The following is a 530-nucleotide window of genomic DNA, read 5'->3' as shown; positions in this document are numbered from 1 at the left end:
TAATGGCGCGGGGAACAACAAGCTGCGGATCGGTAACTCTGCCGGCCAGCCGGTTTTTGAGCGTCCATATAACAGCGGTACGGTGGGGACAAACTGGAGCCTGATTTCCGGTCGCTGGAAAGCGACGGAGACAGCCAGCCTGCCGGTGACGATGAGCAACTATCTGATTAGCGGAAGCCGCTACTTCGATGATTTTTACGTCACTGACGTTACCGACCGGGTGGACATCGATGCCACCGCCGGCGCCGTTACCGGACTGACGAACCGGGTCAGTACAGCGGAAGGGCATATCACCTCGCAAAGCCAGCAGCTGACGAACCTGCAGAACAGCCTGAACACGACAAATGCCGCGCTGGCGAAGAAAGCGGAGGCGAGCGCGGTCACCGCGTTAACACAGCAGGTAGAGCAAAACGGCCAGAATATTCGCAGCAATACTGACAGCATCACCAGTCTGTCGAATCAGCTGGTCAATGGCCAGCCGAATAGCTGGTCCCGTCGGATCTATCCTGTGCAGCTGGCTAACGCCGGGA

1 protein-coding gene is annotated in these 530 nt (G+C 57.9%); it reads left to right on the top strand.

Annotated features, from left to right (window positions below; genetic code table 11):
- Nucleotides 1–530, top strand: a 530-nt coding sequence (locus KHQ28_RS26735; RefSeq protein ID WP_228298298.1) for a hypothetical protein, incomplete at both ends; no start/stop codon positions are given.

The organism is Klebsiella sp. 28 (genome assembly GCF_018223905.1).
Lineage (GTDB): Bacteria > Pseudomonadota > Gammaproteobacteria > Enterobacterales > Enterobacteriaceae > Klebsiella > Klebsiella pneumoniae.
This window is presented reverse-complemented; position numbering and strand designations above follow the sequence as displayed.